The following is a 22135-nucleotide window of genomic DNA, read 5'->3' as shown; positions in this document are numbered from 1 at the left end:
CCCCCGTTGCTCTTGTCTTGAGACGCCATGGCCGCAATGCGGCAAAAGCCGATCACGATTGCGCGACCAATGGAGCGTCGCTCCACCTCCGGACAAACCATTGAAAACACGCCAAACTATTGGAGGGCATGACGCGAGATCAGTTTTGCCGAAATACTTGCGCATGCCGGACGGGGCGATCCGGCTCCAGCGCTCGATCAAGAAGCGATCCCAAGACCGGAGGAACTGATGCTCGACAAGACCCCGAACAAGAAGCTTTCCGACCTGCTCGACCAGTTCGGCGCGGCACTTGCCGCCGGCGATATCGACAAGGCCGTCGCCTGCTTTCAGGACGACTGCTACTGGCGCGATCTCGTCGCCTTCACCTGGAACATCAAGACCATGGAAGGCCGCGACCAGGTGCGCGACATGCTTGTGAGCCAGTTGGCGAAGACGAAGCCTTCGAACTGGGCGATCGCCGACGGCGAGGATGCCAGCGAGAACGGCGGGGTGCTGGAAGGTTGGATCCGCTTCGAGACGGCGGTGGCGCGCGGCTTTGGCCACATCAGGCTGAAGGACGGCAAGATCTGGACATTGCTTACCACCATGGCGGAGCTGAAGGGCCATGAAGAGCCGGCCGGCTTCGCCCGGCCGCTGGGCGCCAGGCACGGCCATGGCAAGAACCGGCCGACCTGGAAGGAGGAGCGCGAGAAGGAAGCGGCCGAACTCGGTTTCAAGACGCAGCCGCATACGCTCATCATCGGCGGCGGCCAGGGCGGCATCGCGCTGGCCGCCCGGCTGCGCCAGCTCGGCGTGCCCACCATCATCGTCGAGAAGAACGAACGTGCCGGCGACAGCTGGCGCAAGCGCTACAAGTCGCTCTGCCTGCACGATCCGGTCTGGTACGACCATCTGCCCTACATCGACTTCCCCAGGAACTGGCCGGTCTTCTCGCCCAAGGACAAGATCGGCGACTGGCTGGAAATGTACACCAAGGTCATGGAGCTGAATTACTGGTCCTCGACCGAGGCCAGGAGCGCCGCCTATGACGACAAGACGAAGGAATGGACCGTCGTCGTCCACCGTGACGGCAAGGACATCGCGCTGAAGCCGAAGCAGCTGGTGCTGGCGACCGGCATGTCCAGCAAGGCCAACATGCCAAGCTTCAAGGGCATGGACAGCTTCAAGGGTGATCAGCACCATTCCTCGAAGCATCCCGGCCCCGACGCCTATGCCGGCAAGAAGGCAGTCGTCATCGGTTCGAACAATTCCGCCCACGATATCGCCGCCGCACTCTGGGAGGCCGGCGCCGACGTGACCATGGTGCAGCGCTCGACCACCCACATCTCCAGATCCGACACGCTGATGGAAATCGGGCTGGGTTCGCTCTACTCGGAAAAGGCCGTCCAAAGCGGACTGACGACGGCCAAGGCGGATCTCATCTTTGCCTCTTTGCCCTACAAGATCCTGCACGAATTCCAGATTCCCGCCTACGCCGAGATGAAGAAGCGCGATGCCGCGTTCTACAAGGGCCTGGAAGAGGCCGGCTTCATGCTGGACTGGGGCGACGACGAGTCCGGCCTGTTCATGAAATATCTCAGGCGCGGCTCCGGTTACTATATCGACGTCGGCGCGTCCGACCTCATCATCGACGGCTCGATCAAGTTGAAGAGCGGCGTCGAGGTGAAGGAAATCAGGGAGCATTCGCTGCTCTTCTCCGACGGCTCGGAATTGCCGGCGGACTTGATCGTCTACGCCACCGGCTACGGCTCGATGAATGGCTGGGCGGCCGACCTGATCTCCCGCGAGGTGGCCGACAAGGTCGGCAAATGCTGGGGTCTCGGCTCCAACACAACCAAGGATCCCGGTCCCTGGGAAGGCGAGCTGCGCAACATGTGGAAGCCGACGCAACAGGAGGCGCTCTGGTTCCATGGCGGCAACCTGCATCAGTCACGCCACTATTCGCAGTTCCTGTCACTGCAGTTGAAGGCGCGGCAGGAAGGCATCGCGACACCGGTCTACGGGCTGCAGAAGGTTCACCACAAGGGATAGGCCGCTCTGCCGCTTGTGCGAACAACAACGCGTAGCCCGCGCGGCCTCTCGGCCGCGCGGGCTTTTATTTCAGGCCCGGAGCACCACGCCCCTCGCCTTGGCCCAACGCTCGACGATCTTGCGCTCCTCCAGCGTTGCGAGGCGGTTGCCGAAGCCGCGCACCTGCACGGCCCGGTTTTGCGGGTCGAGCTCGATCGTCAGCAAGCGCTCGATCTTGCCGAGCGCCTTGCGCCGCAGCACCCAGATCGAGGCGTTGCCGGCGATGCACTTGGCGGCATACAGCGAGACGCAGTGATGCATCGCGCGGCTTTCGGCAACCAGATCCTCGGCCGTCTTCAGCTGGCGAACGAAGAACCGCTCGCCATGCGCCTTCGCCTCCTTGGCCGACGGCTCCCAGTCCCAGTCCTCGAGCCGCGAGCCGTCCCACGCAGGGCCTTGCGCCTGCTGCCCTTTCCCGGCGGCGCGGCGGCGCATCGCCTCGATGCGCTCGATCGCGGCGATGTCGCGGTGCCATTCCACCATCTGCCTGCGCAGCGAGACAAGCGTGCGCCCCTTCAGGCTGTAGGCTCGATCGCGCCGATGCATGGCGCCAAGATAGTCGCACAGGTCGTCGATCTCCTCCCGCGAGGCGGGATGTCCGCAGAAGAACCGCGCCACCTCGCGCCAGAAGGCAATCTCGCCGCGTGGCGTGCGCGCGATCTTCGTCCGGGCGAGCCGGGCCGCCAGGCCGGGATCGTCCGTGCAGGACCGGGCGATCGCCAGCCAGAACGCCTCCTCGAAGGTGAAATCGCCGACGACGTTCACGAAGCAATGCACTTCCTTGCGCGACAGCCAGGCATTGGCGCCCGCCTTGTAGAGCGAGTCGCCACGCGCGGCCGCGACGTACCAGGCCTTGCGAAGCGCGACCTCGTCGGCGTTCAGCCCCGAGCTATCGAGCCAGATCGCCTCGAGCGCCGCCGAAACCGGATAGCGCGCATAAAGAAAACGGGCAGCCGCCAGCCGCAGCCGCGCAGGGTCGCGCGTCTTCAGCTTTGGGCGCCACAAGGCGCCGTCGCGGATGGCCCTGCGGGCAAAGCCCCGGCATGCTTCATCGAGCGCCCGCTCGAAATCCGGAGCGGGACGCGGCACGGCGGAAACCCGCCGCAGCGTTACCTGATATGCTTCAATGCGTTGGCGCTCGGCGTCCTGCCTGAGCTGGATCATGGACTTGGCCATGGCCGTTCTTCCTAATTGGACCCCTGTCAGCCGCACGCAATTCCAGCGTCGGCACGGAATGTGTCGATCTGGATTGCCGGGACATTGACAGGTCTCCTTCGGAAGACGGATTAGGAATGGGCGGCTTCTCTAGGCTCGCGGCAGATTTGACGCAAGAGGCGTTCTTTCAAGACTTGCAATCGCCGGCCAGAGTGTTGCACGGAAGCATCTCTAGTCTTTCAGGTAACCACTATTGTCGGCAAGGACTCTCAGCTCTGAAATGCATCGCGATTTAATGGCCTCTATCGCCGAGCATCACGCGGCCTTTTCCGCCGCGAACTTCCTCACCACCCGCTCCAGCAGCGGCGCGTAGTCGCGAAAGGCGCGCGTCTTCATGTTGGCGACCTTGCCGCCCTCGTCCCAGATGCGGACGCGCACCGCCTCCTCATGGAACGGGTTCCTGCGGAACTCGGCCACCTCCTCGGCGCTCATCGGCCCGCCCTGGAGCGACAGCGTGTGGACAGAGGCCGGCGAGAGCTTGCCGAAATAGGTCGGGTCGGTGGCGCACAGATAGCGCTTGGCCGAGACATGCAGCCGCACGCATTCGACGATGACCGGCGGGAAGAACGGCGCCAGCACCTCGCCGCCCGCCTCGTCGTGATGCTTGTCCTCGACATCGTCGGGCGAATAGGTGCCGAACTCGCTGGTGTAGTGGCCGATGTCGTGCAGCAATGCCGCCGCCACCAGTTCGTCCGGCGCGCCGTCCTGCTCGGCCAGCCACGCGCCCTGCAGCATGTGCTCCGACATGGTGACGGGCTCGCCGAGATAGGATTCGGCACCGCGTCGCTCAAAAATGTCGGCGATGAATTCGACGATGTTGCCGCTGTTCAGCGCCTGCCCGTTCATTCCGCCGCCTCCCTGAAATCGTGCTCGATCGCCGCCAGCGTCGACAACAGCCCGTCCTTGTCGGCGTAGCAGCCCTGCAGCCAGCGCTTGCCCGAGCCGGAAAACGCCTTGCGCGCATGCATGACGCGGGTGTTGTCGACAATGAAGGCCTGCCCAGCCTCCAGCTTGAAGGTCACCTCGAAGCCGGGATCCTCGATCAGCTCGGCGAACCGGCGATAGGCCGCGTAGTATTTGTCCATCTCGGCGAACGGCACGTCGACCGTCGGCGCCAGCGAGCGGTTGTTGAAGCGGATGCAGAGCAGTTCGCCATCCGGGCCGAGCTCGATCATCGGGCGCTTGGCTTGCAGACGCACGCCCGACGAGCCGGCATATTCGAAGCGTGCCGGATAGGAGCTCAGCAGGCGGAACCCGTGCGGATCTTCGGCCTGCAGCGCGGCCGCCACCGCGAAACCGTCGACTACGGTAGATTCGCCGCCCTCGACGGTGTTCTCGATGCAGGCCAGGATCTGCAGCGTCGGCACCGGATCGCGGTAGGGATTGTCGGTATGCGCCTGCAGGCCGAGATTGGTGTAGGCGAGATTGTTCGGATTGACCTCGGCGCGCACCTCGAACCAGCGCCCGTAATTGGTCTCCCTGATGTAACCGAACAGGTCGGACACCTTGCACAGCGCCCCCGACTCCGCCGGCAGGCCATCCATCACCGCAAAGCCGTAAGTCCTCACTGCCGAAAGCCATTCCCTGAGCACGCTGCGATCGTGGCTGGCGGCCGCATATGCCGCGCGCGGCACCGAATTCTGCATCGTCGCCCTTGTCCAGCATTGAACCACGTCGGCCGTCCAGCCTCCCTTGCGCAGTTCGACACGGTCATAGGCATGCGCGTACAACCAGCCTGCCGGGAAACTGACGGTCTTTTGCTCGGGGACGAAGCTGATCTCCAGTGCGCCGCCCTTGACCGAAGCCGCCGCGATCCGCGTCCCGGCCGGAATGTCGAGAATGGTGATCAGGCGCTGACCGTTGCCGGCGCTGCGCGTCTTGTCGTCCAATGCATTGTCGCGCAGCCACATGGCGTGAAAGCGGGTGCGCATCCCGTTGTCCCAGCTCAGTTCGACCGTTCGTCCGTCGTCGCCGATCAGCGCCTTGGTCAGCATGTCCAGCAGCTCCATCTTTCCCACGGCATCCGCAGGGTTTCGGGTTGCATGATGCTGACTTCGTAGTCATAACTCAAATTATGATTTTGCAGACTATGGCTATAGAATTCTAATGGCTGGAAGAATTGCCGGCGCCTTGCCTCCGCTCGACTGGTTGCGCAGCTTCGAGGCGGCGGCGCGGCTTTCGAACTTCACCGCCGCGGCGGCCGAACTCGGCCTGACGCAGGCGGCTGTCAGCCAGCACATTCGCTCCCTCGAGCAACGGCTGAAAACCAGGCTGTTCGTGCGTCTTGCCCGCGGTGTGGCGCTGTCGCCGGAGGGCGCCGCCTATCTTCCCCACATCCAGTCGGCCTTCGCCACCATCGGCAACAGCACCACGGAATTGTTCGAGCCGCGCGCCGTCCAGACCGTCACGGTGCGGGTGCCGATCTCCTTTGCCTTGCTGGTGCTCGTGCCTGCGCTCCCCGACCTGGCGAGAGCCCTGCCGCGGATCCAGCTCGACGTGGTGACCATTCATCGTCCCGCCGACTACGACCAGCCGGGCTCGACGCTCGACATCCGCTTCGGCAACGGGAACTTCCCCGGGCGCGAGGCCGACAGGCTGACCGTCGAGCGGCTGGTGCCGGTCGCCTCTCCGGCCCTGGCCGGCAATGCGGACTGGACGTCCCTGCCCTTGCTTCTGGTCGCCGGCGCGCGCGAGATGTGGGCCGAATGGTTTAGCGCTGCTGGCGTGCCGGGACATACCGGGCGTTCGCACCGCTTCGACAGTTTCGTTGCCGCCATGGAGGCGGCCAAGGCCGGCGCCGGCGCCCTGCTGGGCTCCAGGCCGCTGATCGATACCGCGCTTGCCGGAAAGGCGCTTGTGGCGCTTTCCGGCTTCGAGCTCTCCAGCAGCTCGGGCCATTTCCTGACCCGCGCTTCGGCAGCGGGGCTGACCCAGGCCGAGCAGGATTTTCGTCTGTGGCTGCTGTCACGCCTTGCCGGAATCGGCGCTCTGTAGGCTTGCGCCGGTCCGTTTCCAGTAGATTAGCGTGCCGGTCAATCCGCCATGCGGCTTCAGCGCGAAGTCGGGGATTTCGCCGGTCAGCGTGAAGCCGAGCCTCTCGTAGAGGCCGGAGGCACCCTCCTCGCTTGCCGTGTCCAGAACCAGCAAGGTGCGGCCGCGCTCCACGGCGATGTCTTCCGCGGCCCGCATCAGTCGGGTCGCCACGCCTTGGCCGCGACGATCGACGCGGGTCATCAGCTTGGCGATCTCGGCCCGGTGCGGCTGGTTGGGAGGAAAGTCGAGCAGCAAGGTGACGGTGCCGGCAAGGACATCGCCATCCCATGCGCCCAGCACCACCCGTTCGCCCAGCGCGGCGGCGGCAAGCGACTTCCGCCAGAAGGCCTCCGCTGCATCCTGCGCCAGCGGGTGCATGAAGCTCACCGACCCGCCGGCAGCCACCGTCTCGACCAGAAGCGCGGCCAGCAGTTTTTCCGTCTCGGCGTCCTGGCGCAGGATGTTGATTTCTGTGGAAGTCATGTTGGCGGAGTGTCCCTTGGAATGAATGTCTGCGACGCGGCGAAGAGCTGTGTCACGCCAGATGGCTGAACCGCCTTCGCTTCCTTGCGCGGCGGATTTCGGCGATCCGCTCGGTGTCGTCTTCGCCGAGATGCCGGCCGCGCTCGAGGATTTCGAGCGTGTATTCCTCATAGGTCAGGCCGAGCCGCTCGGCTCGCTCCAGCCGCATCAGCATGACGTCGCGGCTGGGCGCCTTCCAGGCTTTGGCGTGGGCCGCCTGCCAGGCAAGGAAAATGTAGGCGTCGCCCTTGCCCCAGGGCGGGCCGTCATAGTCGTCGAGCGGCGGCCCGCCATTGTGCGAGCGTCGGGGACGTCGAGCCATGCCGTCAGCCTCTGACCAGCGCGACGAGATAGTCGGCGGCGTCCGGTCCCGGCGCATGGAAGGTGCAGTCGGACGGCGCGCCGAGCGCCAGGCAGTCGCCGGGCCGCAGACTGTGCACGACGTCGCCTTCCGTGAAATCGAGCCTCCCGCCGATCAGCCAGATCTGCTGCTTGATGAAGGCGTAGGACGCCGCCGGAAAGCTGACGCTCTGCCCCGCTGGCAAGCGTACCTTGATCAGTTCGAGCGGCATGTCGGAAGCCGGCGAGAGATGCCGCCTGAGATAGCCGGTGTCCGGATCGCGCCACACCGGCTGCTCGCCTTCGCGCAGCAGGCCGCCGCCCTTGAGTTCCGCCCTGGCAATGAGCGTCGACAGCGTCATGCCGAAGGCCGCGGCGATGCGCACCAGCAGCGCCGCGGTCGGGCTGGTCTTGCCCTGCTCTATGGTGCTGAGCATCGCCTTCGACACATCGGAACGTTGCGCGAGCTCCGCCAGCGACCAGCCCCGCAAGGTCCGTTCCGAGCGTATCCGGCTGCCGAGGCTGGATGAAATGTCGTTCGCTATATCATTCATTCGTTCAATATAGCGAACTCGACATGGAATGAAAGACGGCGTTCGATCGAATTTTCGCGGTCGGCTTAACGGCGCCTACACCATCCGACCTCACCCCGGCTTAACCTCATCTGTGTAGGTTGCATCCCGAGGGAATGGGGATCATGCCATCTATGTTTGTCGAACGCGAAGTCTCCGTTGGAGAAGCGACCTCGCAGGAGCGTCGCAACAGGGAGCAGAGCGACAAGCGCATTCTCGGCAATGTCGTGCAATGCGATGGCGCGCGCGCCACCATTGGCGCCTATGCCGACGATATCGAAGGCGCGATCACCGGCCTGTGGACCGTCGGCAAGATGATCTCGATCAACCTCGGCTCGACGCGAACGGTCGGCCTCGTTTACGCGATCGGCAAGTCCGACCGCGCCTGGAGCAATGAGGGGCAGAACCCGATCGAGGTCAGCATCGAGTTGATCGGCGAGGTGCGCGACGGCGCCGAGCCCGGCGCCAAGCCCGTCTTCGACCGCGGCATCACCACCTATCCGCATATCGGCGCCATTGCGCACCGCATCCGCAGCCGCGACCTGCAGGCGGTCTACGATCTCGCCGGCCGACATTCGATCACCATCGGCACGCTGTCTCAGGACGAGGCGATCGACGCCAACATCGCCATCGACGATGTCCTGGCGCGTCACTTCGCCATCGTCGGCACCACCGGCGTCGGCAAGTCCACCGCCGTGTCGCTGCTGTTGCGCAAGTCGATCGAGGCCCGGCCGGACCTTCGCATCCTCATCCTCGACCCGCACAATGAGTTCGCTGCCTCGCTGCCCGAATATTGCGTCAGGGTCGATTCCAAGACGCTGGACCTGCCCTTCTGGATGTTCAGGCTGGAAGAGTTCGCCGAGGTGCTGTTTCGCGGGCGCGAGACGGAGCCCGAGGAAGTCGATGTGCTGCGCGATCTCATCCCCGCCGCCAAGAACCTCTATCGCAACCCGGGCTCCGGAACCTATCTGCGGCGCGGCAGCGACGCGCTGACCGCCGATACGCCGGTACCCTACCGCATCGCCGATCTCATCAAGCAGATCGACGAGCGCATGGGCATGCTCGAAAGCAAGAACGACCGCCCGACGCTGAAATCGCTCAAGACGCGCATCGAATCGGCGGCGTCCGATCCCCGCTATCGCTTCATGTTCAACTCGCGCCTGATCGAGGACACCATCCACGAGACGATCGGCAACATCTTCCGCGTGCCGAACCACGGCCGTCCGGTGACCTGCTTCGAGATGGCCGGCATGCCGTCCGAGGTGGTCAATTCCGTCTGCTCGGTGCTGGCGCGCCTGGCGTTCGACCTCGCTCTGTGGAGCGAGGGGCGGCTGCGGCTGCTGCTGCTGTGCGAGGAAGCGCATCGCTATATGCCGGCCGATCCCCGCCTCGGTTTCGCGCCGACAAGGCACGCGCTGTCGCGCATCGCCAAGGAGGGCCGCAAATACGGCTGCTATCTCGGCGTCGTCACCCAGCGTCCGGGCGAGCTCGACCCGACCATCCTGTCGCAGTGCTCGACCTTTTTCGCCATGCGGCTGGCCAACGAGCAGGACCAGGCGATCATCCGTTCGGCGATCGCCGATTCGTCCGCCTCGACGCTGGCCTTCCTGTCCTCGATGGGCCAGCGGGAAGCCATCGCCTTCGGCGAAGGCGTGGCGACGACGATGCGGCTGAAGTTCGAGAAACTGGCGCAGGAACTCATCCCCGGCACCGGCACGCGCGAGCAGGCGGTGCCCTCCGAAACCGGCGAAGACGTCGATCTCGCCGCGATCGTCGAACGGCTGCGCAACGTGCCGAAGCCGCAGCAGCAGATGGCCTTCGCCGAAGTCGTCGACACCGCTCGCCAGGCCGGCGACCCGGACTACCGCAAGCCCGCCGCCCCGCGCATGCAGCCGGACGAGGACTTCGACACCCGCTACGGCCTCAAGCCCGCAACCTTCGGCATGCGCCCGCAGAACGATTGATCTCTTCTTCTTCGGAAGTTCGGAGAAATCCCGAGAGAGAATTCATCAGGCCGGATTGAATGGCGCGGCTTTCGAGAACCCGGAGCGGACATGAGTCCGTGAGCACCGGAAGTCGAGAAGGCCGAGTCAGAGGGCCGGCCTCATGAATTCGCTCCGGGATTTTAGGCGCAGACGCGGTTGCGGCCTTGCCTCTTCGCCTCATAGAGCTGGCGGTCGGCGCGGCGATAAAAGTCCTCGGCCGTTTCCTTGCGGTCCCAGACGGCGAGGCCGACGCTGGTGGTGATTTTGAGGCGGACATTGCCGGACAGCACCGACATGTTGGCGATCGCCTTGCGAATGCGCTCGGCGAATTTGGCCAGCAGTTCGGCGTCCATGTTCGGCGTCACCACGGCGAACTCCTCGCCGCCGAGCCGCGCCACCACGTCGTGATAGCGTGTCATGCCCTTCAGGCAGCCGGCGACCGCCTTCAGCACCTCGTCGCCGACATCGTGGCCATGCGTGTCGTTGACCTGCTTGAAATGGTCGAGATCGAGGATCATCAGCCCGACCGGCTTCTCGATGCGACGGAACTCCTCGAGATATTCTTTCAGCGCGTCATCGAAATAGCGCCGGTTCTGCATGCCGGTCAGCCCGTCGGTCAGGGCCGCGTGCTCCAGCGTTTCCGAACGCGCGCTGAGCGAGACCGTCATGGCGCGCAGCTTGCCCTCTTCCGTCGCCTGCCTGCGGATCAGCGGGTAGATGAAGAACACGCCGAAGAACAGCGCGGTCGCCAGGAGCACCCCGGTCGCGAACAGCAATTTGTTGAGGTAGACGATCTTTTCAACGCGGGAAGCCGAGTCCAGATCGGTCGCGATGGCCTGCAGCAAACCATAGGCATGCAGCGTCACCAGGCCGGCCGCCAGGATCACGAAAATAAAGACGAAAAATGCGGATTCCGCCTTGTGGAAACGCATCTGCTCCCCGTGGAACTACCCAAAGGACCTTATGCCATGCAGGGCCTTACGGAGGGTTAATCCGGACAACCTGAGCGAGAATGTCCGGTTTTTGTTTTACTTTCGTGATTGCATTAGCGGCGGGGCATCAGATCGCGGCCATCGCAGCGTCGGCCGCATGCAATCGCCGCCATTCCGGACCCAGTTGATGGCGGAACCAGGTCGCCTGGCGCTTGGCATATTGCCGCGTCGCAATCTTGGCGCGCTCGATCGCTTCGGGGAAGCTTGATTGCCCAGCCATCGCCGCCTGCAGCTCGCGCACGCCGATTGCCTTCATCGCCGGCAGATCCGGATCGAGGTTGAGCGCCAATAGCTCTCTGACCTCGTCCAGGGCGCCGATGTCCAGCATGCGGTCGAACCGCGTCTCGATCCGCCCGACCAGCTCCGCGCGATCCGGTTCGATGACCAGGAACCGCGCGCTGTCGCGGTCGATCAGCGGCCGGCCCCGCGCCGCCTGCCATTCGGCTATGGAACGGCCCGAGGCGTCGAGCACCTCCAGCGCGCGCACGATGCGCTGGCCGTCGGTCGGCCTGAGCTGCATGCCGACCGCCGAATCCTCGCGCATCAGGATGCGGTGCAGCCTCTCGGCGCCCTGTTCCTTGAGTTCGTAGCGCCAGCGGTCGCGGATCGCCGGCGGAATCTCGGGCATATCCGAAATCCCTTCGGCAAGCGCGCGAAAATAGAGCCCGGTGCCGCCGACAAAAATCACTGGCCGTTCGACGAACGTGCCGTCCGGCCGTTCGGCGAGCACGCCATCGTCGATCAGCTTCGTCACGTCGCGCAGCCAGGCGCCTGTGGAATAGGCGACCGACGGATGGACATGGCCGTAGAGAAAATGCGGCGCACGGGCGAGGTCCGCGGGGCTTGGCCGTGCCGTCAGCACGTCGAGCACCGAATAGCCCTGCATGGAATCGGTGTTGACGATAATGCTGCCGTGGGGCTCGGCGAGGTCCAGCGCAAGCGCCGACTTGCCGCTGGCGGTCGGCCCGGCTATCAGGATCGCGTTCTTCACGCGGCCCTCGCCCGCCTGTCCGGAAGTCTCGATGCCGCTGATCGCCACGCTTGTGTCCCATCCCGAAGGCCGCGCTGTCTCGGCCACGCTTGCGAATATGGCCTCACGGTCGGTCGGTGCAAGCGCTGTTCGCTGGCTGGCGGAGGACGTCGCCTGCGATCTCGTCCTGCCGGAAACGGCGAACGCCGCTGAAGCGGCCGCCGCCCTGCGCGTCGCGCTCGCCCCGGAACCGGTCGACGTGATCGTCCAGCCGGCCGATGGCAGGCGCAAGAAGATCCTCATCGCCGACATGGATTCGACGATGATCGACCAGGAGTGCATCGACGAACTGGCCGACGAGATCGGCGTCAAGGATCGCGTCGCGGCGATCACCGCGCGCTCAATGAACGGCGAGATCGCCTTCGAACCGGCCCTGCGCGAGCGCGTCGCCCTGCTGAAAGGCCTCGATACCGCCGTGGTCGATCGACTCATCGAGACCCGGCTGACGCTGGCATCCGGTGGCCTCGCGCTGGTCCGCACCATGCGGGCCAACGGCGCCTGGACGGCGCTCGTGTCCGGCGGCTTCAATGTCTTCACCAGCCGCATCGCGGCGATGCTCGGCTTCCAGGAGAACCGCGCCAACCGGCTGATCGAGGAGAATGGCCGTTTCAACGGGCTGGTCGCCGAGCCGATCCTCGGGCGGGCCGCCAAGGCGGACGCCTTGCTCGAGATCGCCGCCCGGCTTGGTCTCACCCCTGCCGACGCGCTTGCCGTCGGCGACGGCGCCAACGACCTCGACATGATCCGCCTGGCCGGCACCGGCGTCGCGCTGCATGCCAAGCCCTCGGTGGCGGCGGATGCCAAGGTCCGCATCGACCATGGCGACCTGACGGCGCTGCTCTATCTGCAAGGCTATCGCCAGGAGGAGTTTGCCGGATGAAACCGATGCGCACCGAGCGCCTGATCCTGCGCAACTGGGAGGATCGTGATCGCGAGCTCTTCCATCGCATCAATTCTGACGAGCAGGTGATGGAATTCTTTCCGTTCCGCCGCGACCGCGCCGAGACGGATGCCAAAATGGATGAATTTCGCGGCTGGATCGCCGAGGATGGCTTTGGCTTTGCCGCCGCCGAGATCGCGGCGACGGGCGAATGCATCGGCTTTGTCGGCCTCTTGGAGACCGATCACGTGCCGTCCATGCCTTCCGACACAATCGAGATCGGCTGGCGGCTGGCGCCCGAATTCTGGGGCAAGGGCTATGTCACCGAGGCGGCCGAGGCCTGGCTCGCCTTTGGCTTCGAGACGCTCGACCGCGACGAGATCGTCTCCTTCGCCGTGGCCGACAACCACCGCTGCACCGCCGTCATGAAGCGCCTCGGCATGAGCGCCGATCCGGCGCGCGACTTCGATCATCCCGACATCCCGGACAGTCATCCGGCGCTCAAGCGGCATGTCTTCTACAGGCTGGCGCGCGATGACTGGCAGGCACGAAAAAGGGCGGCCCGTTAGCCGCCCTTTTCATTGAAACTCAGTCGATTGCGCGATTTTCCGGACTCAATCCATCCGGATCGTCACGAACCGCAACTCACCGGTCTTCGACGCCAGCATCAGGAGCGCGTTCTTGCGCCCTTGTTCTTTCAGCGCGCCGATGCGGTCCATGACGTCCTTGGGCGTCGCCACCGATTCCTGGGCGATCTCGGTGATCACCTCGCCGGGCTGGATGCCGCGCTCGGCCGCTGCCGAATCCTTGGTGACGTCGGTGATGACGACGCCGGAGACGTCGGCGGCGATGCCGAACTTGGTCCGAGTCTCGTCATTGAGCTCGCCGATGGTCATGCCGAGCACGGCCGCCGTCGAGACCGCGGGCGCCTTGTCGCCATTGTCCTGGTCGGTGTTGCTGCCGTCCTCGCCGCTGGCCAGCTTCTCGCCGTCCTCGAGCCGGCCGAGCGTCACCTTCACCGTCTGCTCGACGCCCTTGCGCACGATGACCACGTCCACCGCCTTGCCGACCGGGCTTTCGGCGACGACGCGCGGCAGGTCGCGCATCTCGTGAATGTCCTTGCCGTCGAACTTGATGATGACGTCGCCGGCCAGGATCGTGCCGTTGTCGACCGGCCCGCCCTTGATGACGCCGGCCACCAGCGCGCCCTTGGCGGTCGCCATGCCGAGGCTTTCGGCGATGTCGTCGGTCACCGGCTGGATGCGCACGCCGAGCCAGCCGCGCCGCGTTTCGCCGAACTGGCGAAGCTGGTCGACGACGCCCGAGGCAAGCTGCGAGGGAATGGAAAAGCCGATGCCGATCGAGCCACCCGACGGCGAGATGATCGCCGTGTTGATGCCGATGACCTCGCCCAGGCTGTTGAACAGCGGACCGCCGGAATTGCCGCGGTTGATCGCGGCGTCGGTCTGGATGAAGTCGTCATAGGGGCCGGAATTGATGTCGCGGTTGCGTGCCGAGACGATGCCGACCGTCACCGTGCCGCCAAGGCCGAACGGATTGCCGATCGCCATCACCCAGTCGCCGACGCGCATCTTGGTGGAATCGCCGAACTTCACCGCCGTCAGCTTGTGGCCCTTCGGGTCGACCTTCAGCACCGCGACGTCGGTCTTGGTGTCGGTGCCGACCAGCGTCGCCTTCAGCGTCACGCCGTCGGAGAAATTCACCTCGATGTCGTCGGCATCGGCGATGACGTGGTTGTTGGTGACCACGATGCCTTGCTCGGCGTCGATGACGAAGCCGGAGCCCAGCGACTGCACTTTCTGGGCGCCGCCGCCCTTGTCGCCGCCGCGGTTCTTGAAAAAGTCGTCGAAGAAGTCCTGGAACGGCGAGCCCTCGGGCAATTGCGGCATCGGCACCGCGCCGGGTCCTTCCGAGCCCTTCACCGTCTGCGAGGTCGAGATGTTGACGACGGCGCCCAGCAGGCCCTGGGCAAGATCGGCAACCGAAGCCGGTCCGTCGGCGGCGACGGTCGGCGTCACGGTGGACGGGACAAGGAAGGTGCCGACGAGCAGCGCCGCTGCGCCGGCGACGAGCGTCCGCCTGGCCACGCGCAGAAGGGTGTTGGGTGTCATCGAGGGCCTCCCGGTGTTTCTGAAAGAAAGCGCTTCCGCAAAAACGCCGCGTTGCGTCATGTTGGCAAGAAATACGGCACGTTTGCGGCTATGGCTATCGGCAGAGGATAAATCGTCCGTTACGCCGGCACCAAGAAATTTTCGTCAGCCGCGCACCAGCCAGACGATGCCGACGCCAATGGCGATCGCCGCCAGTCCAGCGATGCGCAGCGCGGTCTCCGGCATCGACAGCACCTCGGTGGCGAGCTTCTTGGCCAAGCCCGGAAACCCGCCATAGACCAGGCCCTCGACGACGAGGACCAGGCCCATTGCCGCGAGAAAATCCTGCACCGGCCGCTACTGGCCGGTGCCGGGTTGCGCCGGCGGCGTGGCCGGCGCGGGTTGCGGCGCCGTTGGCTTTACCGGTGCTTCCATGCTGTTCGGATCGCGGAAATAGCGGAAGAACTCGGACTCAGGCGACAGCACCATGGTCGTCCCGGTGTTGTCGAGCGCCGTGCCGTAGGCGTTCATCGAGCGGTAGAACTCGAAGAAGGCCGGGTCGCGCTGATAGGCGGCCGCGAAGGTCGCGCTGCGCTGGGCTTCGCCCTCGCCGCGCAGGATTTCCGATTCCTTCTGCGCCTCGGCGACGATCTCGACCACTTCGCGGTCGGCGCGGGCCTTGATGCGCTGCGCCGCCTCGTTGCCGCGTGCCCTCAGCCGCTCGGCCTCGGCGAGACGCTCGGCCTTCATGCGGTCGAAAGTCTGCTGCGAAACCTCGGCGGTCAGATCGGTTCGGCGAATGCGCACATCCTCGATTTCGAGGCCGAGCGAGGTGGCGTCGGGCCTGAGCTGGTCGCGCACCTCGCGCATCATGACGGCGCGTTCCTCGGACAGCGCGGCCTCGAAGTCGCGCAGACCGTAGACACGGCGAAGCGCCGCGTCGAGACGCGTCCTCAGCCGCTGCTCGGCAAGCTCGATGCTGCCGGACACCGCGGCGCGGAAGACGCGCGGGTTCGAGATACGGTAGGCAATGAAGGCATCGACCTCGTAGAACTTGCCGCCCGAGACCTGGACGCGGATGTTGTCGAGGTCGAAGCGCAGTACGCGGTTCTCGATCAGCTGCACGCTGTCGGCATCGAAGAAGGCGAAGGGCGCCTTGAAATAGATGCCGGGCTCGGTCTTGACGTCGACGATCTCGCCGAACCTCAGCACCAGCGCCTGCTGGCGCGCGTTGACCACGAACACCGATGAGTAGATCAGGAACAGGACGACCGCCGCGACGACGGCGATGATGGGGAGACGGTTGGCCATCACTGGGTTCCTCCCGTCGTGGCGCCCAGGGCGCCCGGCGCCGGCGCCTTCTGCTGCAATGCCGGAAGCGGCAGGTAGGGGACGACCCCTTGCCCGTTGCCCTGCTCGACGATGACCTTGCTCGAATCCTTCAGCACCCGCTCCATCGTTTCCAGGTAGAGGCGCTTGCGCGTCACGTCGGGCGCCTTGGCGTATTCGTCATAGACCGAGATGAAGCGCTGCGCCTCACCCTCGGCCTCCTGAACCACGCGGTTCTTGTAGGCCGCCGCGTCCTCGCGGATCTGGGCGGCCGCGCCGCGCGCCTGGCCGAGTTTCTGGTTGGAATACTGGTTGGCCTGCTCGACGAACTTGTCCTCGTCCTGCTCGGCCCGCTGCACCTCGTCGAAGGCGTCGGCCACCTCGCGCGGCGGCGCTGCATCCTCGATCGAGACGGCGTTGACGTTGAGACCGGCCTTGTAGCCGTCCAGTGTCGTCTGGATGATCTCGCGCACCGAGGCGGCTATGCCCTGGCGGTCATCGCGGAAGATATCCTGAGCCGGCCGACGGCCGACGGCTTCACGCATGGCGCTTTCGGCGACCTGCCGCAGCATGCCGTCGGGATCGGATACGTCGAACAGATAGGCCCTGGGATCGGAGACCTGATAGGCGACCGAGAACTGCACGTTGACGATGTTCTGGTCGCCCGAAAGCATCAGCCCGGAGCTGTTGCTGTTGGTCGCGCCGCCGCCGATATCGACGAGCTGTTCGGCGATGTTGGCCGTCTCGACGGTCTCGACCGGCCACCAATGGAAATGCAGGCCGGGCTCCGAAAGCTCGGCCTTCGGCTTGCCGAAGCGCAGTTCGACGGCAACCTCGTCAGGCTGCACGGTGTAGACCGCCTTGAATGCCCACAGTACGACGAGCGCCGCGGCGATCAACCCGAACACCGCGGGGCTGGCGCCGCCGCCGCCCGGCAGGGCGCGCCGCAATCTGTCCTGGCCGCGGCGGATGATGTCTTCCAGGTCGGGAGGCGAGCCTTGCGGACCGCTGGGGCCCTTCGGCCCCTGCCCCCAGGGACCCTGATTGCCGCCGCCGCCCCATGGGCCGCCGCCACCGCTCTTGTCGTTCCAGGGCATGAATGTCCTTTCGCTTGGGATTCCCTCAGCGCCGGCCTGACGGCGCAAAATCCGATGTCGTACTTCTATAGGGACGCCACGGCGCGCTTTCAACGCGATCTGCTGGCCGGCCGTCCGTTTTGGGCCGCTAGCGACCCTTTGTCGTCCTCAGTTTGCGCCGCGACGGCGTTCGTAGACCGTATAGCGGGTCGCGTGGCTGTCCTTCTCGCCGGCCGGCACGTCCTCGGCGCCGACGGTGCGCCACACTTGCGGGTCGATCGGCGGAAAATGCGCATCGCCCTCGACGCTGGCGAGCACGTGGGTGACATGCAGCCGATCGGCCAGCGGCAGCGCCTGGGCGTAGATTTCGCCGCCGCCGACCACGCAGATCTCGTCGGCGCCGGCCATGCAGCGTCCGCGCACATTGGCAAGCGCGATGGCATCGCTGAGCGAATGCGCGGTTTCGACGCCATCGGCCCGCCAGGCCTTGTCGCGCGTCACCACGATGTTGAGCCGGCCCGGCAGCGGCCGGCCGATGCCTTCATAGGTCTTGCGCCCCATGATGATCGGCTTGCCCATCGTGTCGGCCTTGAAGCGCTTGAGATCGGTGGAAAGCCGCCATGGCAGGCCACCATCGCGCCCGATCACGCCGTTCTCGGCGATGGCGACGTAGATTGCGATATCCATCAGCCACCGTTCCCGTTGTCACCGCCGCTCGTGTCATCCGCCTGCTCGAGCAGCAAGATGTCGATGTCGTGCTCGGGATAGAAATCCTTCGCCGTCATCTCGAATGTCGTCGGTCCGACCTTGCGGACATTGTCGCCGCAGAAGGAGACCAAGTTCTTCGGGCTGCCCTTGTCGATGGTCAGCTTGAAGTCGCCGATATTGCCCGAGGCCCAGTTGCCGCCCGTGGTCAGGATATAGGCGATCCTGCTTTCGAAAAATTGCGGGTAGCCGTCGGGATTGTCCTTGGCCGCCTTGCGCACCGCATTCTCGAAACCATCGTCCATGCAATAGCGGGTCTTGTAGGTCGCGTACTGGCCCTGGAACTGGCCGTCATAGAAGAAGCTGACCGACGAGGTTCTGCCGACGCTCGGCTTGTAGCGGTGCGAGACATGCACCGCCTTGTTGGCGGGGAAGGTCGAGCGCCACCAATAGGTCGAGCGCAATTGCCAGAACGGCGCGTAGACGGTCTTCATCCCCGAGCCGTCATCGGCGGTATCCTCGATGATGATACCGCGGTTTTCCCAGTCCTCGGCGACCTCCTTGGGAAGCTTCGCCAGCGCCGCCTTGGCCGCGTCGCCGAACGGATAGAGCGGCACGTTCTGCGCCTTGAGGTCGGCGCTGATGTCGATACCCAGCGCAAAGGCCTTCTGCTCGAGTTGCAGCTTTGCGTCGACGCCGTCGATCGTCACTTCGAAGCCGAGGAAATTATCGCTCTGCGCTTCGGGGATCGCCGGCATCTCGTTCGGGTCGCCTTCGATGTCGGGCATCGGGAAGGCAACGATGGCACTGACGTCCTTGTCGGTGTTGTTGCGGAAGACATAGTCGACCGTGACCTTTTCCTGCGAGATGAAGAGGTCCTCGCTCTCCATGGCGACGGCGTCGCTGCGCGACAGGATCAGTCCCCCGGTTCCGAGTTCTGCGATCGAATCGTTGGCCAATGCCGGCGCGACCGACAATGCCAGCGCTGCGGTCAGGATAGTGCGGAACATGAACCCCCTCTTGGCGGCAGAGCCGGCACTGGCCGGATGCGCGCCCACATCTAGAGCAAATCCAGGAAAAGTGGGTAGCGGTTTTCCGCCCGGACTTACGCAAGACAAATAGCTAGAGCAGTTCGGCGTTTCCACCAAACGATGGCCATTCGGCGGCCTTGCCGGTGCTTGCTTCACGCTTGTCTGGACACCGGCTTCCCGATCGGGCAGGAGAGCGCCCATGCGCAAGCTTCTGGTCATCGGCATCGGCGCCGGCAATCCCGAACACATGACGGTCCAGGCCATCAACGGCCTGAACCGGGCGGACGTCCTGTTTATTCCCGACAAGGGCGCGACAAAGAACGATCTCGCCCAGTTGCGCCGGCAGATCTGCGACCGCTTCGTCACCAACCCGAAATCGCGCCGGGTGGAATTCGACGTGCCGGTGCGGGCCGAGCCCTCTCCTTCCTACCGGACGACGGTCGACGACTGGCATGAAGCGATCGCCGCAATCTACGAAGGCCTGATCCGCGACGAGCTTGCCGAAGATGGCTGCGGCGCCTTCCTGATCTGGGGCGACCCTTCGCTCTACGACAGCGCGCTGCGCATCCTCGAACGGGTGCGGCAGCGTCGCAATGTCGAATTCGAGCTCGAGGTCATTCCCGGCATCACCGCCGTCCAGGCGCTGGCCGCCAGCCACAAAATGGCGCTGAACCGCATCGGCGACCCCGTGCTGATCACCACCGGCCGCCGCCTGACCGAGGAAGGCATGCCAGGCAACGCCGGCAGCACGGTCGTCATGCTCGACGGCAAATGCGCCTTCAACACGCTGGACGACGACAACCTCGTCATCCATTGGGGCGCCTATCTCGGCACGCCCGACGAGATCGTCATCTCCGGTCGCCTTGGCGACGTCGGCACGGAGATCGAAAGGGTCCGCGAGGAAGCCCGGCAAAGCAAGGGCTGGATCATGGACACCTATCTGCTGCGCAAGCCCGGCGAGCCTGAGGAATAGAGACCACCCGGAACGGGGCGGCGCTCAGCCCGCATCGATCTCCGCTTGCAAGGCCTCCATATGCTGCGCCGCCGCGGACGCTGCCGCCCGTTCTATGGCCCGGAAGCGGCAGACGACCGCCAGGCCGACCGCGGTCAATTGCGCGCCGCCGCCCTTCTTGCCGCCCGTCTGCGCCGCGACCAGCGGCTTGCCAAACACCCGGTTCATGTCCTCGACCAGGTCCCAGGCATGCTTGTAGGACATCTCCATGCCGCGCGCCGCGGCCGAGATCGAGCCGAAGGCGGCGATCTGCTCCAGCAGCTCAATCTTGCCCGGCCCGATCCGCCCGTCGGGATCGAGATTTATCCGCAAGCTCAGCGATGGCATCCCTTGTCCTCCGCGATCAGATTAGCCGCTCGGCAGCCCAATCGCTATTCCAAACCAACATAGCGACATTGTCCTTTCGTCACCCATCGGCCTCGGCCGGCAGCCCTGGTCCCGTCGTCGCGCTGTCGAAGCTCACCGTCTTGATCACCGCGAAGACCCTGCGGCCGAGCGCAAGGCGCAGCGTGTGCTTCGACTGTTCGGTAATGCGCGCCAGCACGATGGCGCCATTGCAGTCGATGGCGATCTCCACCGTCGGGCCGACGCCCGGCCTGACCGCGGTGATCGTTCCCGCCAATATATTGAGCGCGCTGAGGCCCACCGGCTCTTCGGTCGCGATCATGACGTCGCGGGCGCGGATGCGCAGCCGCACTGGCGTCCCGGCCGGCCGTGCCAGGCGCGGCACGCGGATTTCGCCGGCCGGCGAACCGAGCACCGTCATGCCGAAGCTTTCGTCATGGCGCAGCACCCTGGTGTCCAGCACCGCGCCGCCCTCGCCGCGCTCTTCCGCCGGCAACAGGTCGAGCCGCTGCATGATCGCCCCGGTCGGGCCAGCGGCCGCGACCTTGCCTTGCGACAGCACCACCACGTCGCTCGCCAGCCGCGCCACTTCGGCGACGGAATGGCTGACATAGACGATCGGGATCTTCGTCTCGTCGCGCAATCGCTCGATATAGGGCAGGATCTCAGCCTTGCGCGCCTCGTCGAGCGAAGCCAGCGGCTCGTCCATCAGCAGCAGTTTCGGGCTGGCAAGCAGCGCCCGGCCGATCGCCACGCGCTGCTTCTCGCCACCCGAGAGCTTGGCCGGCCGCCGGTCGAGCAGATGGCCGATGCCGAGCAGCTCGACCACCGCGTCGATGTCGGCATAGCGCTCGGAGGCCGGCGTGAACCAGCGGCCATAGCGCAGATTGCCGGCGACGCTCATGTGCGGAAACAGCCGCGCGTCCTGGAACACCATGCCGATCCGCCTCTTGTGCATCGGCACGAACACGTCGGATTGCGTATCGACAAGCACGCGGCCGTCGATGGCGATCCGCCCCTTCTCTGGACGGATCAGCCCGGCGATCAGGTTGATCAGCGTCGACTTGCCGGAACCGGACGGCCCGAACAGCGCCGTCAGCCGGCCGGCGCTTTCGAAACTGGCTTCGATTTCGAAATCGCCAAACCGGTGGCCGATGTCGACGAGCAGCGTCATTCGATGTCCATCCGCCGGCCGACGCGCCGCGCCAGCACTTCCGACGCCACCAGCGCGGCCATCGAGATGACGATCGAGATCAGCGTCAGCCTGAGCGCGCCGTCATCGCCGCCCGGCACCTGGGTGAAGGTGTAGATCGCCGACGGCAGCGTCTGCGTCTCGTTGGGGATGTTGGAGACGAAGGTGATTGTCGCTCCGAATTCGCCCATCGCCTTGGCGAAGGCCAGGATGGATCCGGCGATCAGGCCGGGCAGGATCAGCGGCAGCGTGATGGTGATGAACACCCAGAGCGGATTGGCGCCGAGCGTGCCGGCCGCCGCCTCCATCCGGCGGTCCACCGCCTCGATCGACAGCCGGATCGCCCGCACCATCAGCGGAAAGCCCATGACGCCGCAGGCAAGTGCCGCACCCGTCCAGCGGAAGGAAAAGACGATGCCGAAATGCTCGGCCAGAAAGGCGCCGGCCGGCCCCCGCTTGCCGAAGGTGAGCAGAAGCAGGTAACCGGTCACCACCGGCGGCAGGATCAGCGGCAGGTGCACCAGCCCGTTGAGCAGCGTCTTGCCCCAGAACTTTCCCCGGGCAAGAACCAGCGCAATCAAGATGCCCGGTGGCAGGCTGAAGAGCATCGCCACCGTGGCCACCTTGATCGATAGCCGGACCGCATTCCATTCGTCGGGAGTGAGGTCCAGCAGCCAGTTCATGCGTCGGGACGCT

Annotated in this window: 23 protein-coding genes; 6 read left to right on the top strand and 17 right to left on the bottom strand. The window is 65.2% G+C overall.

Annotation, left to right across the window (positions count from 1 at the left end; translation table 11 throughout):
* Positions 1-228: 228 nt before the first annotated feature.
* Entirely contained in the window at positions 229-2031 is a 1803-nt protein-coding gene (locus EN857_RS12925) for an NAD(P)/FAD-dependent oxidoreductase (protein ID WP_127392101.1), read from the top strand.
* Positions 2032-2100: 69 nt separating this feature from the next.
* Here the strand turns inward: EN857_RS12925 and EN857_RS12920 are convergent, their stop codons facing one another.
* The 3 genes from EN857_RS12920 to EN857_RS12910 all read right to left on the bottom strand — a co-directional run bounded on the left by EN857_RS12920 (position 2101) and on the right by EN857_RS12910 (position 5294).
* Positions 2101-3246: a PcfJ domain-containing protein gene (locus tag EN857_RS12920; protein ID WP_127392102.1), complete on the bottom strand. Its 1146-nt coding sequence runs from the start codon at positions 3244-3246 to the stop codon at positions 2101-2103.
* Between the two features lie 294 nt (positions 3247-3540).
* Positions 3541-4131, bottom strand: a complete 591-nt coding sequence (locus EN857_RS12915; protein WP_127285085.1) for an HD domain-containing protein — start codon at positions 4129-4131, stop codon at positions 3541-3543.
* Positions 4128-5294 carry a gamma-butyrobetaine dioxygenase gene (locus tag EN857_RS12910; protein ID WP_245478194.1) on the bottom strand — a complete coding sequence of 389 codons (1167 nt, stop codon included), beginning with the start codon at positions 5292-5294 and terminating at the stop codon, positions 4128-4130. Before EN857_RS12910 ends, EN857_RS12915 begins: the two co-directional genes overlap by 4 nt.
* 97 nt (positions 5295-5391) lie before the next feature.
* On the opposite strand from EN857_RS12910, the gene EN857_RS12905 reads away from it, so the two are divergent.
* Positions 5392-6279, top strand: a complete 888-nt coding sequence (locus EN857_RS12905; protein ID WP_127392103.1) for a LysR family transcriptional regulator — start codon at positions 5392-5394, stop codon at positions 6277-6279.
* Here the strand turns inward: EN857_RS12905 and EN857_RS12900 are convergent.
* Genes EN857_RS12900 through EN857_RS12890 form a run of 3 tightly spaced genes read right to left on the bottom strand, consistent with a single transcriptional unit; the run spans position 6250 to position 7733 of the window.
* Positions 6250-6801, bottom strand: a complete 552-nt coding sequence (locus EN857_RS12900; RefSeq protein ID WP_127392104.1) for a GNAT family N-acetyltransferase — start codon at positions 6799-6801, stop codon at positions 6250-6252. The genes EN857_RS12905 and EN857_RS12900 overlap by 30 nt on opposite strands.
* Positions 6802-6853: 52 nt before the next feature.
* Entirely contained in the window at positions 6854-7162 is a 309-nt protein-coding gene (locus EN857_RS12895; protein ID WP_127392105.1) for a hypothetical protein, read from the bottom strand.
* Positions 7163-7166: 4 nt separating this feature from the next.
* On the bottom strand, positions 7167-7733 hold the full coding sequence (locus tag EN857_RS12890; protein ID WP_127392106.1) for an XRE family transcriptional regulator: 567 nt from the start codon (positions 7731-7733) through the stop codon (positions 7167-7169).
* 152 nt (positions 7734-7885) lie between these two features.
* Here EN857_RS12890 and EN857_RS12885 point away from each other — a divergent pair, with 152 nt between their 5' ends.
* Positions 7886-9715 carry an ATP-binding protein gene (locus tag EN857_RS12885; protein WP_127392109.1) on the top strand — a complete coding sequence of 610 codons (1830 nt, stop codon included), beginning with the start codon at positions 7886-7888 and terminating at the stop codon, positions 9713-9715.
* 161 nt (positions 9716-9876) lie between these two features.
* Here EN857_RS12885 and EN857_RS12880 read toward each other — a convergent pair whose 3' ends face one another.
* Both EN857_RS12880 and miaA read right to left on the bottom strand, forming a co-directional pair.
* A complete protein-coding gene (locus EN857_RS12880) occupies positions 9877-10668 on the bottom strand; it encodes a GGDEF domain-containing protein (protein WP_127392107.1) in 792 nt (263 codons plus the stop codon).
* Between the two features lie 127 nt (positions 10669-10795).
* Positions 10796-11761: a tRNA (adenosine(37)-N6)-dimethylallyltransferase MiaA gene (gene miaA, locus EN857_RS12875; protein ID WP_127392110.1), complete on the bottom strand. Its 966-nt coding sequence runs from the start codon at positions 11759-11761 to the stop codon at positions 10796-10798.
* On the opposite strand from miaA, the gene serB reads away from it, so the two are divergent.
* Entirely contained in the window at positions 11751-12638 is an 888-nt protein-coding gene (gene serB / locus EN857_RS12870) for a phosphoserine phosphatase SerB (RefSeq protein ID WP_127392108.1), read from the top strand. The genes miaA and serB overlap by 11 nt on opposite strands.
* A complete protein-coding gene (locus EN857_RS12865) occupies positions 12635-13207 on the top strand; it encodes a GNAT family N-acetyltransferase (RefSeq protein WP_135858707.1) in 573 nt (190 codons plus the stop codon). Before serB ends, EN857_RS12865 begins: the two co-directional genes overlap by 4 nt.
* Positions 13208-13252: 45 nt before the next feature.
* On the opposite strand, the gene EN857_RS12860 is transcribed toward EN857_RS12865, so the two are convergent.
* The 6 genes from EN857_RS12860 to EN857_RS12835 form a co-directional block, all read right to left on the bottom strand.
* Positions 13253-14770 (bottom strand): DegQ family serine endoprotease, encoded by a 1518-nt coding sequence (locus EN857_RS12860; RefSeq protein ID WP_127283656.1) that lies wholly within the window; start codon positions 14768-14770, stop codon positions 13253-13255.
* Between the two features lie 144 nt (positions 14771-14914).
* Positions 14915-15100: a DUF2065 domain-containing protein gene (locus tag EN857_RS12855; RefSeq protein WP_127283655.1), complete on the bottom strand. Its 186-nt coding sequence runs from the start codon at positions 15098-15100 to the stop codon at positions 14915-14917.
* 6 nt (positions 15101-15106) lie between these two features.
* Positions 15107-16060: a protease modulator HflC gene (locus EN857_RS12850; protein WP_127283654.1), complete on the bottom strand. Its 954-nt coding sequence runs from the start codon at positions 16058-16060 to the stop codon at positions 15107-15109.
* A complete protein-coding gene (gene hflK, locus EN857_RS12845; protein ID WP_127283653.1) occupies positions 16060-17175 on the bottom strand; it encodes an FtsH protease activity modulator HflK in 1116 nt (371 codons plus the stop codon). Before hflK ends, EN857_RS12850 begins: the two co-directional genes overlap by 1 nt.
* A gap of 147 nt (positions 17176-17322) precedes the next feature.
* A complete protein-coding gene (locus tag EN857_RS12840; RefSeq protein WP_127283652.1) occupies positions 17323-17841 on the bottom strand; it encodes a dihydrofolate reductase in 519 nt (172 codons plus the stop codon).
* Positions 17841-18869, bottom strand: coding sequence for a DUF4424 domain-containing protein (locus EN857_RS12835; RefSeq protein WP_127283651.1), 1029 nt, complete (start codon positions 18867-18869; stop codon positions 17841-17843). The genes EN857_RS12840 and EN857_RS12835 overlap by 1 nt, the downstream gene beginning before the upstream one ends.
* Positions 18870-19089: 220 nt before the next feature.
* Between EN857_RS12835 and cobF the strand changes: the two genes are divergently transcribed.
* Positions 19090-19863: a precorrin-6A synthase (deacetylating) gene (cobF, locus tag EN857_RS12830; protein WP_127283650.1), complete on the top strand. Its 774-nt coding sequence runs from the start codon at positions 19090-19092 to the stop codon at positions 19861-19863.
* Between the two features lie 24 nt (positions 19864-19887).
* Here the strand turns inward: cobF and EN857_RS12825 are convergent, their stop codons facing one another.
* The 3 genes from EN857_RS12825 to modB form a co-directional block, all read right to left on the bottom strand.
* Entirely contained in the window at positions 19888-20229 is a 342-nt protein-coding gene (locus tag EN857_RS12825; protein WP_127283649.1) for a winged helix-turn-helix domain-containing protein, read from the bottom strand.
* A gap of 79 nt (positions 20230-20308) precedes the next feature.
* On the bottom strand, positions 20309-21421 hold the full coding sequence (modC, locus tag EN857_RS12820) for a molybdenum ABC transporter ATP-binding protein (RefSeq protein WP_135858704.1): 1113 nt from the start codon (positions 21419-21421) through the stop codon (positions 20309-20311).
* Positions 21418-22122 (bottom strand): molybdate ABC transporter permease subunit, encoded by a 705-nt coding sequence (modB, locus tag EN857_RS12815; protein WP_127394346.1) that lies wholly within the window; start codon positions 22120-22122, stop codon positions 21418-21420. Before modB ends, modC begins: the two co-directional genes overlap by 4 nt.
* Between the last annotated feature and the right edge of the window lie 13 nt (positions 22123-22135).

The sequence above is a fragment of the Mesorhizobium sp. M4B.F.Ca.ET.214.01.1.1 genome, from assembly GCF_004791545.1.
Classification (GTDB): Bacteria; Pseudomonadota; Alphaproteobacteria; order Rhizobiales; family Rhizobiaceae; genus Mesorhizobium; species Mesorhizobium abyssinicae.
Note: the sequence above shows the minus strand (reverse complement) of the source record. Positions and strands in the feature narration are given on the sequence as shown.